The sequence below is a fragment of the Phycisphaeraceae bacterium genome (assembly GCA_019636795.1).
Lineage (GTDB): Bacteria > Planctomycetota > Phycisphaerae > Phycisphaerales > UBA1924 > JAHBWW01.
Map to the genome: position 1 here is coordinate 578169 of JAHBWW010000001.1, position 14032 is coordinate 592200.

General features: G+C 62.2%; 13 protein-coding genes and 1 tRNA gene. 9 read left to right on the top strand and 5 right to left on the bottom strand.

What is annotated here, in order from left to right; genetic code table 11:
* Window positions 1-46: 46 nt before the first annotated feature.
* Window positions 47-727: a gamma-glutamyl-gamma-aminobutyrate hydrolase family protein gene (locus KF757_02435; protein MBX3321829.1), complete on the top strand. Its 681-nt coding sequence runs from the start codon at window positions 47-49 to the stop codon at window positions 725-727.
* Window positions 728-730: 3 nt separating this feature from the next.
* Here KF757_02435 and KF757_02440 read toward each other — a convergent pair whose 3' ends face one another.
* Genes KF757_02440 through glmS form a run of 4 tightly spaced genes read right to left on the bottom strand, consistent with a single transcriptional unit; the run spans window position 731 to window position 5496 of the window.
* Complete coding sequence (locus KF757_02440; GenBank protein MBX3321830.1) at window positions 731-1789, bottom strand: class I mannose-6-phosphate isomerase; 1059 nt, start codon at window positions 1787-1789, stop codon at window positions 731-733.
* 15 nt (window positions 1790-1804) lie between these two features.
* Window positions 1805-2974 carry a hypothetical protein gene (locus tag KF757_02445; GenBank protein MBX3321831.1) on the bottom strand — a complete coding sequence of 390 codons (1170 nt, stop codon included), beginning with the start codon at window positions 2972-2974 and terminating at the stop codon, window positions 1805-1807.
* Window positions 2916-3641, bottom strand: a complete 726-nt coding sequence (locus KF757_02450) for a GNAT family N-acetyltransferase (GenBank protein MBX3321832.1) — start codon at window positions 3639-3641, stop codon at window positions 2916-2918. Before KF757_02450 ends, KF757_02445 begins: the two co-directional genes overlap by 59 nt.
* Window positions 3642-3657: 16 nt before the next feature.
* The gene (glmS, locus tag KF757_02455; protein ID MBX3321833.1) at window positions 3658-5496 is read right to left on the bottom strand and encodes a glutamine--fructose-6-phosphate transaminase (isomerizing); all 1839 of its coding nucleotides are present in this window, start codon (window positions 5494-5496) and stop codon (window positions 3658-3660) included.
* Between the two features lie 244 nt (window positions 5497-5740).
* Here glmS and KF757_02460 point away from each other — a divergent pair, with 244 nt between their 5' ends.
* Window positions 5741-6610, top strand: coding sequence for a hypothetical protein (locus tag KF757_02460; protein MBX3321834.1), 870 nt, complete (start codon window positions 5741-5743; stop codon window positions 6608-6610).
* A 7-nt stretch (window positions 6611-6617) separates the two neighbouring features.
* Here KF757_02460 and KF757_02465 read toward each other — a convergent pair whose 3' ends face one another.
* Window positions 6618-8111, bottom strand: a complete 1494-nt coding sequence (locus tag KF757_02465; protein MBX3321835.1) for a type VI secretion system contractile sheath large subunit — start codon at window positions 8109-8111, stop codon at window positions 6618-6620.
* Between the two features lie 167 nt (window positions 8112-8278).
* Here KF757_02465 and KF757_02470 point away from each other — a divergent pair.
* The 7 genes from KF757_02470 to KF757_02500 all read left to right on the top strand — a co-directional run bounded on the left by KF757_02470 (window position 8279) and on the right by KF757_02500 (window position 14030).
* Window positions 8279-8351: transfer RNA gene (locus KF757_02470), tRNA-Ala, on the top strand.
* 215 nt (window positions 8352-8566) lie between these two features.
* The gene (locus tag KF757_02475) at window positions 8567-9601 is read left to right on the top strand and encodes a hypothetical protein (GenBank protein MBX3321836.1); all 1035 of its coding nucleotides are present in this window, start codon (window positions 8567-8569) and stop codon (window positions 9599-9601) included.
* 313 nt (window positions 9602-9914) lie between these two features.
* Window positions 9915-10097, top strand: coding sequence for a lysine biosynthesis protein LysW (gene lysW / locus KF757_02480; protein ID MBX3321837.1), 183 nt, complete (start codon window positions 9915-9917; stop codon window positions 10095-10097).
* 34 nt (window positions 10098-10131) lie between these two features.
* Window positions 10132-11004, top strand: coding sequence for a lysine biosynthesis protein LysX (lysX, locus tag KF757_02485; protein MBX3321838.1), 873 nt, complete (start codon window positions 10132-10134; stop codon window positions 11002-11004).
* Window positions 11001-12029 carry an N-acetyl-gamma-glutamyl-phosphate reductase gene (argC, locus tag KF757_02490; GenBank protein MBX3321839.1) on the top strand — a complete coding sequence of 343 codons (1029 nt, stop codon included), beginning with the start codon at window positions 11001-11003 and terminating at the stop codon, window positions 12027-12029. The genes lysX and argC overlap by 4 nt, the downstream gene beginning before the upstream one ends.
* 25 nt (window positions 12030-12054) lie before the next feature.
* Window positions 12055-12891, top strand: coding sequence for a [LysW]-aminoadipate kinase (locus KF757_02495; GenBank protein ID MBX3321840.1), 837 nt, complete (start codon window positions 12055-12057; stop codon window positions 12889-12891).
* Window positions 12888-14030 (top strand): [LysW]-lysine hydrolase, encoded by a 1143-nt coding sequence (locus KF757_02500; GenBank protein ID MBX3321841.1) that lies wholly within the window; start codon window positions 12888-12890, stop codon window positions 14028-14030. Before KF757_02495 ends, KF757_02500 begins: the two co-directional genes overlap by 4 nt.
* Window positions 14031-14032: the final 2 nt, after the last annotated feature.

Genomic DNA, 14032 nt, shown 5'->3' on the forward strand with positions numbered 1-14032 from the left:
GCGGAGATTCTAACCTGTATGGCTCGGTCGTCGCGGGCTGGAGGGCATGGTTGTGCAGAGGCCGTTGATCGCCATTACGACAGACATCGTCGAGGTCGCGAGTCGGGAGCGTACAGCAATGTACCCCAGTTATGCCCGTTCGGTTGCGCAGGCTGGGGGGTTGCCGGTGCTTCTTCCGCACGAGCAGGGCAATATCGGGGAGTTTGTCGAGCGATGCGACGGCTTTGTATTTACGGGTGGCGACGACCCACGTATGGAAGAATTTGGCGTGGCGACCGACCCGCGCGCGACGCTGCTGCACCCTGATCGGCAGAGGTTCGAGGTCGAGTTGCTGCGGCAGGTTCTGGTGCGAGACAAGCCGGTTCTGGGTGTGTGTCTGGGCATGCAGTTGCTGGCTTTGGTATCGCGCGGGATGCTTGACCAACGACTCGGAGAGCCCGTGGCGGCCAACCACTGGGAGCAGGAGCACGCGGTACAACCTGAAGCCGGGGCTTCACTCTGTGCGGGGAAGGTGCTGAGCCGCCATCGGCAGGCGGTGAGCGATGCTGGTGTATTGCATGTGCTGGCGCGCGCTCCGGATGGCATCATCGAGGCAGTTGGCGACCCCGAGCGAAGGTTTTGCCTCGGGGTGCAATGGCATCCGGAGCGCACGAGCGAGCCGGCGCTGGGCAGTCGTCTCTTTGAGGCTCTTGTAGCAGCAGCGCAATCGTCTCGGGCGCTGGGATGAGCCTCAGTTGAATTGGCCAAGCCCGATGGTCAGCACACGGCAATGTTCGACATCGCACAAGCGTGCATCGCCCGCGGCGGCAGCGGGGATCAGGACCGTCGTGCCCGCTGAAATTGCGACATCCGGCCAGTGTCCTCGCACGCTCGAAATCCGGCCTCGCCCTGCAATGCCCATGATCGCGACACAGACATCGCTCGGGAAAATCATGCCCGCAGCTGTTGGCGCGACTTCATCGATGGTGTAGAACGCTGTGGCGGCAAGTCGCGAGGTGAGCGATCCTGGCGAGGCCTGTGTCGGCAGAGTGTCATGATCCTGGCTGAAGTCGATGCACTCGAGCGCGGCGTCGATGTGCAGCGCGCGCTGAGGGCGGCTGTACTCACTCGTCCAGTCATAAACGCGAAAGGTGGTGTCGCTGGCGGTCTGGACTTCGGCCACCAGCACGCCTGCGCCAAGCGCGTGGAGCGTGCCGCTCGGCAACGTGTGACACTGGCCAGGCACGGCGGGCTGAGTGGCGAGCGCCGATGCAACCTCTCCAGATTCGATGCTGCGAACAAAGTCCTCGCGCGTCGTTCCCGGCTTGAGATCGCGGAAGATCATTGGCGGCTTGCCATCGACGGGCTCGGCGTCGAGCACATACCACGATTCAGTCTTCAGATGAGCCTGCGGATGGGCAGCGGCGTAGTGCGGACTCGGGTGGACCTGTACCGAAAGATGCTCGCGAGCATCGAGAAACTTGAGGAGGAGCGGAAACGCCGGGTGGGGCGTCTGCTGCGCACGGGTCTCGGCTTGAAAGGGGACGTCTCCGAGCAAGCGGGGGCCCCAGAGGCGCATGGCGTTAGTGATAGTCGAGCCAGTGAGAGGTCCGTTTGCAATGACAGAGTGGGCTGCGTCCCCGCCGCCGCCGCTCGCAGAGGTTGACGCCAGGTCCGCCAATTCCCAACTCTCGCCGATGAGCACCGCAGCGTCCTCGGGCATTGGTTTGCCATAGCGCATCAGGCGACGTCCGCCCCAGACCTTGGCTTTGAGGATCGGAATGAACGTCAGCGGGTAAGGATCGGTCATCGTTGTGGCCCTCGATCAGAGCAGGGTGAACTCTTCGGTTTCATCAGTGATCTTTGCGTGCTTTAACAAGGCAGACTTGAGACGTTTGGGGTCGATGGCTTCAGCAGGGAGCAGGATCTGCTCGGCCCGCCGTGCGAGAAACAAGCGCTGGCTCATCACCCAGAACAGTTCGATGTCCTGGCGGGTTAGTGCGCGGCAAGGGGGACAAGTGCGAGTTTCAATGTGATGAGCAAGGTCGATTCGTTCAGCAGCCGTGGCTTGCCGGGGAGTCTCGCAGAGTGCAGTCAGGCCGCTCGCACGCCATGACCAGATGCGGACCCTTGCACTCCCGATTGGTGAGACGACGATTCGCTCCCAATTCTCGAGGCGTCCGAAATGGGCCAGCGCACGGCCTCGACGCGTGCCAAGTGCGTCCACGAGCCGTTGCATTTCGCCAGCGCGCTCGAACTCCTGGGCTCGGGCCGCGGCATTCATGTGGGTTTCAAGAGTCGCTGAGAGAGTGTCGGAACTCTGAAGGCTGAGAGACGCGTGATTGAATCGTGCAGCAAAATTGAGCCAGGGTTCAGATCCATCGCACGGTGCAGGGCAGCGACCCATTTCGTGGTAGACACATGCGCGGCCGTGGGGTGCTCGACGCACTTCGTTCGGGAATCGACACAGATCGAAGCCGGCGTCGAGCATCTGTCCGAGTCGCTCGGCGGCGTGCTTGTCGGGCATCGGTCCGACAACAGTGAACCTTTCATCTGGTTCCCACCCTTGCTCCAGTTGTGTAATGTCCCATGTGCACGCGACGTGGTCGAGACGAAGAAACCAGCACCGCATGCGATCGACGACCGCTGCGGCAGCCTCGCCGAGCCTGTCGCGAGCGAGCGTGAGGTACGCCCACTGGGCTTCGAACATCGAATCGCAGCGGGCACATTCGATGTGGTGCACAACTTCGGCGAGCGAGCCGCCGCGTTCGGGATTCAGCCTCTTCTTACAGAACTCGCGCGCATCGCCCGTCACGGCGACGAGCAGGCAGCTGCCATCGGCTGCGAACATCGCGACTGCGCCCGGAGAGGGCGGCACACCTTCAAGCGATGTTGGGTCTGCGTGCCCGATCTCAAAGTGATTGAGTTCCACGCGATCAGAGTAACTCACTGGCGCGAGGTAAGCCGGGTTTGAGTTCGGGCAGTGTTGTCGCATGGACTTCGGCGAGGTAGCACTGATGTCGTTTCCATCCGTGGCTCATGTGGAGATGATGGTCCTCGGCGGGGAAGCGCACGAACCCAAGGCCGAGGGCGAGGCGAATGCTGGCAGTGTTTTCGGGCGCGATGGTTGCGTACAGGCGATGAAGTCCGAGGCCTTCAGCCAAAGGTGCGAAAGCCTGTCGCACCATGAGCCGAAGGGCGCTTTTCGCCAAACCTCGTCCGGTGAATGGCGTGCCGATCCACCATGAAGTGTCGGCTGAGAGGGTCAACCCGCGCGAGATGTTGATAAGGCTGGCCATACCCACAAGTCGCTGCTGATAGAGGATGACGCGTCGCCACGCCGAGCGGGTCTCGTCGCCGCGGATCGTGCGTTCGAGTTCATCTTCAAAGTGGCTGTCAGCGGATTGGCCAAGCGAGAAGGCGGGAAGGAACTGGCGCAGCTCATTCATGCTGGCGTTGACTAGGGCGACATAGGCGCTGCGATCCTCCTGGCACAGGGGCCGAAGCGTGATCGCGCGAGTTTCGGCTTCGGGGGTCTCCCATGCTGGCAATACGCTGATCGGGCGCGTTGGTGACACAGCGTCTAGGCCGCGAACCAGCGACACCCCCAGGCCTATGGGGCCAGCACAACCTTCGGCCGATCTCGCGCGCTTCTTGGACAAAGACTCGGACTCCGGGTCACTCCACAGTGACACTCTTTGCCAAGTTTCTCGGCTTATCGACGTCATGTCCTCGAATCACAGCCGCGTGATACGCCAATAACTGCAATGGGACCACAGTGAGCAAGGGGCTCAGCGGCTCGGGGCAGGGGGGAACGAAGACGACATCCTCGGCCAGGGACTGGATGTTGCGGTCGCCCTCGGTGGCCACAGCGATGACGTGGCCCCCACGCGAGCGGACCTCTTCGATGTTGATCATGACCTTTTCGTACTGGCTGCCTTGTGTGGCGATAAAGACGACGGGCATGCCATCGTCGATGAGGGCGATCGGGCCGTGCTTCATTTCGGCCGCGGGCATGCCTTCAGCGTGGATGTACGAAATTTCCTTGAGTTTGAGTGCGCCTTCGAGAGCGGTGGGATAGTTGTACCCACGCCCGAGGAAGAGCCAGTTTTCGCGGTGGGCATACTTCTGGGCGATGGTGCGGATGAGTTCGTCATGCTCGAGAACTCGTTCCATCTTGTCGGGGATCTGCTCGAGCTCGGCCAGGAGCGCCGAGCAGGCGGCTTCGGACATGTGCCGACGCCGCGCGAGATAGATCGAGATCATGGTCAGTGCCGCGACCTGCCCAGTAAAGGCTTTGGTCGACGCGACGCCGATCTCAGGCCCCACACGCAGATACACGCCCGCATCGGTTTCTCGTGCGATCGTCGAGCCCACGACATTGATGACGCCCAGAGCCAGCGCACCACGCTCTTTGGCTTCGGTCAATGCCGCAAGCGTGTCGGCAGTTTCGCCCGACTGGCTTACCGCGATGATGACCGTGCCCTCTTCGATGATGGGATTGCGGTAGCGGAACTCGCTGGCGTATTCGCATTCGGTCGGCACGCGGGCGAAATCCTCGAACAGGTATTCACCGATCATCGCAGCATGGAGGGCGGTGCCCTGCGCGGTCATGATGAAGCGCCGGGCCCGCACGAGTTCCTTGCTCAGCACCGAGAGTCCGCCCAGAACGATCTTGGATTCCTTGTGATCCACGCGCCCGCGCATGGCTGTTCGGATGCACGCAGGCTGTTCGTGGATCTCCTTTTTCATGTAGTGGTCGAATGTTCCGAGTTCGATCTGGTCGAGTTCGATCTCGAGTTGCTGCATCTTGGGCAGAACTTCGACGTTGTCGAGCGTCGATGTGCGGAACCCGTCGCGTGTGATGCGCACGACGTTATAGTCGTTGATATAGAACACCTGTGTTGTGTGTGCGACAATGGCCGAGGGGTCCGACGCGACGACGAACTCGCCGCTGCCGATACCGACGATCAGTGGCGAGCCTTTGCGGGCGCAGACGATGGTGTCGGGTTCGTGTGCACAAATTGCTGCAATGGCATAGGCCCCGGTGACTTCGCGCAAAGCCGCTTGCACAGCCGCTTCGAGGTCGATGCCTTCATCGGGGCTGTACAGCTCCCCGATGAGCATGGCCAGAACTTCGGTGTCGGTTTCGCTGACGAAGGTGTGCCCGCGTTCAGCCAGATATTGCCGCAGTGCTGCATAGTTCTCGATGATGCCGTTGTGAACGATGGCGATGCCGTGGCGATCGTCGCGGTGGGGGTGGGCGTTGGATTCGGTCACGCCGCCGTGGGTTGCCCATCGTGTGTGGGCAAGGCCGAGGGTACCCATGAGGACGCCGCTGCTTTCGACCTTGGCCTCAAGGTTGGCCACGCGCCCGACGGAGCGCAGCACGGTAAGGCGCTCGCCCATGATGGCAAGCCCTGCCGAGTCGTAGCCGCGGTATTCCATTCGCTTGAGGCCTTCGATCAGGATCGGAGCTGCCTGCTTCGAGCCCAGATACGCAACGATTCCACACATGTTCGGCTTCCTCTAGGGCCTCCAGGGCCCGGGTGTACTCTGGTTCATCGGTCCGGGTCACAGAAAAGGGTTGATCCCCGGGCCAAGATCATCGACGATACGCTCACTACGCCGATGTATCGTCCGAAGATCGGTCCGGTTGGCGCTCCGGCTCGCTTCGGGCGGTTGAGTTCGCGAAAGGACAAAGGCCGGACCGCCAAAGAGTCTGCGGAGCCGACATTCGCTTGAACGATGGAGGATCGCCATGCCTGCCCGAATCACTGGTCTTGTCGTGGGTGCAGTCCTGATTGTTGCTGGGCAAGCCTGCGCATCGGTCCCACCTGCAGGTCCGCCAACTGTCGAACCTCTGGCAGGGCCAACGGTCACGCTGTCTGATTCGGCTGCCCCGACACTGGTCCGCTGGGGGTATGACGGTCGGCTGGTCCGGCTCGATGGGTCGATCGAAGAAGCAGCCCTCGGACTGCTGAGCCTGTCCAGTGCGGAGCGATCGGCTGTCGAAAGTGTGCTCGCCAGGCGCACGGCAGAGTTTGACCGCATCGTTCTGGCCAGCATCGGCCCGCTTCAGCGGCTCGACGGTGCGCGAGTCGAAGGCGACAGCCGCGCTGTTGGGAAACTTCTTGGCGAGATCGCGGGAAAAATCTATCCACTCGTCGCGCGGGGCTCGCTGCTCAATGAGTTGCGAGAGTTCCTGAGTGCGGAAAACGCCAATCGACTTGAAGGATTGGTCATCGAGTACCGTCAGGCACTGATGCGGGATGAGCGGCAGGCGGCTCGCCGCGCGGGTCAAGCGTTTAATGCGATCGAGACACTGGCGCGGCTGCGTGGCGAAGAACTGGAACGAGCGATCGAACGCTCGATCGAGCGTTCGCTGGGCGCTGAGGGGGCAGAGTTCGAACGCCTGCTTCAGCTTGCCCGGCTCAAGCCCGAGACCGAGCAGATGATCCGCGTTCGGGCTGAGGAGTTCTTTCTGGCGGCTGAACTGAACCCGACGCAGGAGCAGAAGGAACGCTTCGTGACGGAACTCTTTCTCGATCTCGAACGCGAGGAGCGTGTGGCGGTGTTGCTGGCGTGGCTTGCGATTCAGCGAGAATCGGGGATGATGCGCAAGCCCTGAATCGAACCTATGCCCATCGAGCAGCGAGTCGGTCGCCCACGATCGAGCACAGCCGCGGCACCCGCACAGCATCACGGTGCTGCACGCTCAGGATCGGAATGACCCCTCGCTCCAGCAACCGCTGCGATGCAGTGTCCGTCAACCACGCTTCGGCGCAAGGGAGCGCGATAGCATCCGAACCCGAGCCACGCACGACTACAGGCAGGCTTTCGATGTCCCCACCCGATTCGACGTCGAGCATCCACCCACGTTCGGCAAACCCTCGAGCGAGGATCAACGTTGGGCACATCGCCGCATTACCCCACAGGTATGACTCGTGCGGAGAGCTTGGCGGACACTCATCAAACTCGAATGCATCGATCGGGTTTGTGCGCGGGCTGTAAGGCTGCCTGAGTAGGACGCGTGGCAACGCCAGCCCCAGGGCGGCGGCTTCGGGCATCGACTGCACCAGATCCCACGCGCGCCCGGCATCGGCACTTGTCTGCTGTGTCCAGTTTTCGGGTCTGGGCTGTTCGGCGATCGAGGCCGACCCGATCATCCCCGCCGACGCACCAGCTAGCAGCGGGGCGCCAGCAGCGTGCGCCGCGAGCGCCAGTCCGCCTGCAAGGTGAGCATCCTCGACCGTCGCGTCGAATGATTCGAGCAGGCAGATCACGCTCCATGGATTCGCGCCGGCGGTGCGTCTAGGTCGCTCGACAAGTAGGTCCATCAGACCCGCCCCGCGGTGCGCCACGAGATCGTCAGCGAGTTCAGCGCGCGAGGCATCGAGCACAGAGAGCGTCAGATCCTCGGAGAGTTCCAGACGTGTGATGAGTTCGTGGACGCTTCGCCACGCGGCTTCGAGCGATTGGAACGCGGGGTCGTGCAGAATACCTCGCATAAGGTCGCTGATCGCACCGTCGATTGTTGCAGCCAGGTGGGCAAAGTCCGGTTCGGCTCCTGGCACGATAGAAGGTCCGACCAGATCGCGGATCAGTGCGTCGAGCTGACTGCGCTGCGGATTTGTCGCACCGCTACGGCTGCCGGTGCCGAGCAGGGCTTCAAACTCAGATTGAGGAGTGGCCGGGGCTTCGGCTGGCTTGGGCTCGATGATCGAACTCGCAGGCGAAGCCCACGCGCGGATCTCCGCAGCCGCAGCCGCACTCGATGCGGGATTGAGCAACCTGGCGCGGAGCGACCGCAGCGCGCCGAAGACTTCAACACGGACCAGGAGGGTGTCGGGGTGGAAGTCGTCGATTTCTCTGAAACCCATGCCGAGCGCGCGAGGCGTGCTCGCTCCAATCGCAAGCCGCACATTTAGCGACGACATCACCGTGTCCATCGTGTCGATGTCCAGTGCGTGAACTTTGCGGCCGCTCAGTGGCTCGACCTGCCCGCGACTGGCACGCCCCGAGAGATCGCCGATGACCAGCACGCGGAAAGGTTGCTCGGGCTCGGGGCGGCCGGGCCGCTCGCCTCGCAGAGTTGAGCGCAGGTGATCGAACGAGAAGTTCATCGACATGGCACGCTCCTGACTGGGGGTGAAATACAGGCACCCGAAGGCGCGGCGACCCCTGAGTCTACTCTTGGCAATGCCAACGCGCCTTGAGCCCTCAGCGCGGCAATAATCGCTCCTGTTCTGCGGTGCGGCGGTCCGGTTCGCCTCACCGCCCCACACCCACAGGGGGAGGGGCGCTAACTCAATTGGTAGAGTGCCAGCTTTGCAAGCTGGAAGTTAGGGGTTCGAGTCCCCTGCGCTCCATTGCCTCATGCGATCGACGCCAATGCCGCTCATGCTGCTCGGGTTGTGCCTGTGGACGACTGATAACCACTTCCTGGCCAAGATCGAGCAAAAATCTTGAGTTGTGGAGACAAATCCTTGGCGTCCCGAGGCTTGGGAGTTTAAACTCGCGTTGCCCGGCCTTGGGTAATTATCGCTCAAGGTCTGCAAAATTCCAGGCAGAGGGAGAAGAAGAGATGAAGCACTTTCTGTTGATTGCGGCTGTTGGTGTGTGCTCTGGCGGTGCGTTCGGCCAAACGATCGATCCGTACTACAACTGCGCCTACACCTATTCGAGTCTGGGCTTGGTTCCTGGTGTCCCGGCAAATTTCGGCGGCTTGGTGTTCAAGCACGATGATCCGAACACCCTGCTCATTGGCGGAGCGGCAAATCAGGCTGGGGCGAACATTTATGCAGTGCAAGTGGTGCGCGACGCTGAGAACCAGATCACCGGCTGGGGTGGGACGGCGACAGTCTTTGCATCCGCTCCGAACATCGACGGAGGCCTGTGCTATGGGCCCGATGATGTGCTGTTCTTCTCACGATACAGCATGAACGCCCTGGGGCAGATCAAGCCCGGGTCGGTCGCTCCCGACCGCAACATCGATTTGACGCCGCTGGGCTTTACGAGTTCAGTCGGAGCGTTGATGGTTGTGCCGCAGGGTTTCCCCGGTGCGGGGCGGTTGAAAGTGCTTCCATACAACTCGGGCAGGTGGCATGATGCAGTGTTGACGCCCGATGGCAATGGGACTTTTGACGTCTCAGCCCCGCTGACGGATTACTTTCTTGGCGGGGGACCTGAGGGAATTGTGTATGTCGAGGCCGGTGCTTCGCTGTTTCCGTTTGCCAGCGTGCTCATCAGCGAGTACAGCAGTGGCTTGGTCGTGTCCTATGAGGTCGACAGCAATGGCGACCCGATCGCGGCGACGCGGCGTGTGTTCATCAGTGGGTTGAGCGGAGCCGAGGGCGGAACGCGCGATCCCCTGACCGGCGACTTTCTGTTCTCGACCTTTGGCGGTGCCAGCGGCGTAATCGTGGTACGAGGGTTCACGCCCGACTGCGATGTGCCTGCCAACATCAACCGCGATTGTGCGCTCGACTTCTTCGATGTGCAGTTGTTCCTGTCTTCGTTCGCGGCTGGCGATCTGCTGGCCGACTTTGTTCCAGACGGAGTGCTCAACTTTTTTGATGTCCAGGCATTCCTCACAAGTTTTTCAGGGGGTTGCAACTGAGGCTTTTGGGCCCGCCTCGCGGTTGCAGCGGGCCGAGCGGGTCATTCGTCAAATCGAGGGTCGCTGGGGCTTGACTTCTGCTGCTGGCGAAGATTTTGTACAGGCACCATGCTCGCAAAGTTCCATAAAAGCAAATCCGAAAAACCGGCAGGCGCTTTCGGGCGTCCGGGTCTTGGTGCGGGTTGCTGCGGAACGCGTTGAGCCAGATCAACGATTCAGGCAGACCAGTTCAAGCCCTCGGACGCGTGTCCGGGGGCTTTTTTCGTTTGATAGTCAGCACAGCAGAGTTGCAGTCAAAGCAAGGAGTCAAGTCATGGGTCAAGCGGTTGTCTCCACAAGTTGTCCAGAGTGTGATGGAGAGGTCACGTTCAGTCGCGCCCCGCTTGCCGGGCAGGTCACGACGTGCAGCCAGTGTGGCGTCGAACTTGAGGTGACGAGCGTCGAGCCTCTGAAGCTGGAAGTCGCGCCCGAAGTCGAAGAAGACTGGGGCGAGTGATCGGGGCGGATCGACGAACCATGGAGTGTGTGCGATGAAGATTGCTCTTGGATACACAAGGCTTCGGGTCGAGGAGCGTCTGCTGCTCGATGCATTCGAAGCCATTGGAGTCGAGGTGACTCCGATCGACCTTCGGACAGTGGTGTTCGCGCCGCCGGCGCTCGGCCGATTTGCCGAGTTCGACGCCTTTGTCGATCGGTCGGTGAGTCTGACGACATCGCTCACGACAGTGCGCGTGCTCGAATCGATGGGCGTGCGGTGCATCAACCGCGGCGACGCGATCGAGGTGTGTTCGGACAAGATGCGCACCACGCTTGCCTTGCATGTCGCGGGCGTGCCGACGCCGGAGATTCGCGTTGCGTCGTCGCCCGAAGCGGCGCTCGAAGCAATCGAATCACTCGGCTACCCGTGCGTGCTCAAGCCCACGGTGGGTTCGTGGGGAAGGCTGGTCGCGCGGGTCAACGATCGCGATTCAGCCGAGGCCATCGTCGAACATCGCGACACGCTCGGCTCGGTCAATCACAGCGTCTACTACGTGCAGGAGTTCATCGACAAGCCCGGACGCGATCTGCGTGTGTTTGTCGTGGGCGGACAGACAATCGCTGCGATTGTGCGTTCGAGCGGGCATTGGGTGACCAACACGGCGCGTGGAGCAGTCGCGTCGAAGTTCGAACTCACGCCCGAGATTCGCGCGATGTGCGAGGCTTCGGCGGCGGCGGTCGGAGCCGACGTCGCTGCGGTCGATGTGCTCGAGTGCCCGAAGCGCGGGCCACTGATCAATGAACTCAATCACTCGATGGAGTTTCGCAACAGCATCGACACGACGGGGATCGACATTCCACGCAAGGTTGCTGAGCATGTCGTGCGCATCATCGAGGCAGCCCGACCCGCGGGGGTGCCAGCGTGAGTCTGCGGGCCTCCATCGTCGGCGCGAGCGGGTATACAGGCGGCGAGATCATGCGTCTGTTGACGATGCACCCGGAGGTCGAAATCGGGCAGATCACGTCGCGCTCGCTCGCCGACAAGCCTGTGCATGTGGTTCACCCGCACCTGCGGGGGCATATGCGCCAGAGTTTCTCGCTCGAAGCGGATCTGGAGCCATGCGATGTGTTGTTCCTGTGCCTGCCTCACGGCGTGGCGGCAGGCGCAATCGAACGCTATCGCGCAATGGCTCGCATTGTCGTCGATCTGTCGTCCGACTTTCGCCTGCGCGATGCCAAGGCGTATGAACACTGGTACGGCCAGGCGCACACAAAGCCAGAGATGCTTGCCGAGGCTGTCTATGGCCTGCCGGAGTTGTCGCGTGCCGCGCTCCCGGGCGCGACGCTCATCAGTGGGGTCGGCTGCAATGCCACCGCTATGAATCTCGCACTCCTGCCGTTGGCGCGTGCCGGGCTTATCGAGCGCGCGATCGCGGATGTCAAGGTTGGTTCGTCCGAAGCCGGCGCCGAACCGGGCCCAGGCTCTCACCATCCGACCCGCTCGCGCGCCGTACGCACATACAGCCCATCCGGCCATCGCCATCTGGCCGAAGTTCAGCAGGCACTCGGCCCGATCGACATCGACGCGACGATCACCGCCATCGAAATGGTGCGCGGCGTGCTTGCAACGATACACGTTCTGCCGACACGCAAGGTCGAGCAGAAGGAACTCTGGAGCCTCTATCGCGAGGCGTACGCGAAGGAGCCTTTCGTTCGCATCGTCAGCGATCGCACGGGGGCATTCCGTCTGCCGGACCCGAAGATTCTCGCAGGGTGTAACGATGCGGATGTCGGGTTTGCCATTGACGAGGGGTCTGGACGCATCATCGCCTTGTGCGCCATTGACAATCTGATGAAGGGCGCAGCGGGTTCGGCGGTGCAGGCTATGAACGTGGCGCTCGGGCTTGATGAATCGCTCGGGCTTGGCGCGCCAGGCGTGCATCCCGTCTGATCGCGAGAGGTCTGGAGAAAGCGAAATGACAGTTTCACAAACACGCACAGTGGTCATCAAGGTCGGCGGAGGAGAAGGCATCGATCTCGGCGCGTTCGCCGATCAGTTCGCAGCACTCGTTCGTTCCGGCGTTCGGGCCGTACTGGTTCATGGCGGCTCGCACGAGACCAACGTACTGTCCGAAAAGCTGGGCCATCCACCACGCACCATCACCAGTCCATCAGGGCATACCAGCCGGAGGACCGATCGAGCAACGCTCGAAATCTTCGAGATGGTCTACTGCGGCAAGGTCAACAAGGGCATCGTGGAGCAACTTCGCGCCAAAGGCATCGATGCAATCGGGCTCTCGGGCATCGACGGCGGGCTGTGGACCGGTGAACGCAAGACGGCGATTCGCGCGGTCGAAGACGGCGCGACCGTTATCATTCGCGACGATCTTTCGGGGCGTGTGACGTCGGTCGATGCGGCATTGCTCGATCTGCTTCTTGGCGCTGGACGCACTCCGGTGCTGACTCCGCCAGCCGTAACTGCCGATGGCGTGGCGATCAACGTCGATGCCGATCGCGCAGCCGCACTGACCGCGGTCGCGCTGCGGGCCGACGAACTGCTGCTGCTGTCCAACGTGCCCGGTGTGCTGCGTGATCCGGCCGATCGTTCGAGCCTGATCGTGTCGACTGCCGAGGCCGGTCTTGACGCTGTGCGCGAAGCCGCCAAGGGACGCATGAAGAACAAAGTGCTCGCAGCCGAGGAAGCAACCGAGGGCGGAGTGGCCCGTGTGGTCATCGGGTGCGCCAACGGCCCCACCGCGCTGGCCGACGCACTGGCCGGTCGAGGCACTCTCTTTGAAGGAGTTCGCGCGTGATTCCCGACGACGCAACACTCGATCTGCTTGGTTTGCCACCCAACGACCGCCGCGCAGTCGAGATTCTGTATGACCTTGTCTCCACACCCAGCGTGTCTGACCATGAAGGGCCAGCGGTTTCGCGCTTCATTCAGGCTGCTCGGTCGCTCGATCTGGAGTTTGAGATCGACGAAGCGGGTAATGGCGTCGCGCGCCGGCGCGCTGTCACCAAGTCACGCGTGCAGATTGTTCTGCTTGGTCACATCGATACAGTCCCAGGCCATATTCCCGTTCGCATCGAGAACCGCGAACTCTGGGGCCGCGGCTCGGTCGATGCCAAAGGTCCGCTCGCCGCGATGCTCCTGGCCGGTGCGCAGGCATCAATCCCCGATGACACAGAATTGCTCGTTGTCGCAGCCGTGGGGGAGGAAACGACCGCCTCGCTCGGCGCACGCCACCTGACGCGAGAGTTGAGCCCGTCGGCGTGCATCATCGGTGAACCCAGCGGATGGGATGGCGTCACACTCGGGTATAAAGGCCGCGTGCTTGTCGAGGCGGCCTCGCGCCGACCGAGCGCACACAGCGGAGGGCCAACCGGCTCGCCACCCGACGTTCTCTTTGCGTGGTGGCAGCGCGTGCTCGATCATGCTGCGAGGCTCAGTGCGGGCGCGACTCGAGACTTTGACCGCCTGCAATGTACAATTCTCGATATGACCTCATCATCGGATGGCCTCGAAGATGTCGCGTCGATCCGCGCCGGGTTCAGGCTTCCCCCGAGTGTCGTGCCCGCGCAGTTGCAGGCCGATCTCTTCGATATCGCGGGCGATGAGGTCTCCCTGACTTGCGCTGGCCGCGAGTCGGCGTATGCCACCGATCGAAATGACCCGGTCGTGCGTGCCCTCTCGGGCGCGATCCGCGCCAGCGGCGCAACTCCCAGGCCCAAACTTAAGACGGGTACCGCCGACCTCAACATCGTCGCGCCAGTCTGGCAATGCCCGATCGCGGCCTACGGCCCGGGAGATTCCGGCCTCGATCACACACCGCACGAACGGCTCAACATCGACGAGTTCCTCCGCTCCGTCCGCGTTCTCCAGACAGCACTCGCGACGCTCGCAGCCGAACTCAGTGCCTCAGGAGTCAAACCTGCAACAGTGTCCTGATC

Bases quoted from the DNA above. Each gene is read 5' to 3' on its own strand.
- KF757_02435 (MBX3321829.1), top strand. From the start codon at position 47: ATGGTTGTGCAGAGGCCGTTGATCGCCATTACGACAGACATCGTCGAG.
- KF757_02440 (MBX3321830.1), bottom strand. From the start codon at position 1,789: ATGACCGATCCTTACCCGCTGACGTTCATTCCGATCCTCAAAGCCAAG.
- KF757_02445 (MBX3321831.1), bottom strand. From the start codon at position 2,974: ATGCGACAACACTGCCCGAACTCAAACCCGGCTTACCTCGCGCCAGTG.
- glmS (MBX3321833.1), bottom strand. From the start codon at position 5,496: ATGTGTGGAATCGTTGCGTATCTGGGCTCGAAGCAGGCAGCTCCGATC.
- KF757_02460 (MBX3321834.1), top strand. From the start codon at position 5,741: ATGCCTGCCCGAATCACTGGTCTTGTCGTGGGTGCAGTCCTGATTGTT.
- KF757_02465 (MBX3321835.1), bottom strand. From the start codon at position 8,111: ATGTCGATGAACTTCTCGTTCGATCACCTGCGCTCAACTCTGCGAGGC.
- KF757_02475 (MBX3321836.1), top strand. From the start codon at position 8,567: ATGAAGCACTTTCTGTTGATTGCGGCTGTTGGTGTGTGCTCTGGCGGT.
- lysW (MBX3321837.1), top strand. From the start codon at position 9,915: ATGGGTCAAGCGGTTGTCTCCACAAGTTGTCCAGAGTGTGATGGAGAG.
- lysX (MBX3321838.1), top strand. From the start codon at position 10,132: ATGAAGATTGCTCTTGGATACACAAGGCTTCGGGTCGAGGAGCGTCTG.
- KF757_02495 (MBX3321840.1), top strand. From the start codon at position 12,055: ATGACAGTTTCACAAACACGCACAGTGGTCATCAAGGTCGGCGGAGGA.